This window comes from Pauljensenia sp. UMB3104, assembly GCF_030217285.1.
In the GTDB taxonomy this organism is placed as follows: domain Bacteria; phylum Actinomycetota; class Actinomycetes; order Actinomycetales; family Actinomycetaceae; genus Pauljensenia.
The window spans coordinates 1-286 of the sequence record NZ_JASONN010000247.1; the positions used below are offsets into that span (position 1 = coordinate 1).

At 60.1% G+C, this 286-nt stretch carries 1 protein-coding gene; it reads left to right on the forward strand.

Annotation, left to right across the window (positions count from 1 at the left end; translation table 11 throughout):
- Positions 1–286, forward strand: a 286-nt coding sequence (locus QP415_RS11570; protein WP_285100178.1) for a molybdopterin-dependent oxidoreductase, incomplete at both ends; no start/stop codon positions are given.

Below are 286 nucleotides of genomic sequence, written 5' to 3' on the forward strand. Positions count from 1 at the left end.
CTGCGCGAAGACGACTTCAAAGACTTCCGACTCGAAATCGGAGGCCTGGTCGAGGAGGAAAAGTCTTTCTCCATCGATGAGCTGAAGGCCCTGGGTAAAGTCACGAACATTACGATGCACACCTGCATGCAGGGATGGACGGGCATCGCGAAGTGGGAGGGCATCCGCCTCAAGGACCTCCTCGAGCAGGTCACGCCCACGGAAGGCGCGCACTACCTGATGGCCACCTCATTCGGACACGTCGGACACACCTACGACGGGCGCCCGACCGAGCCCTACTACGAGT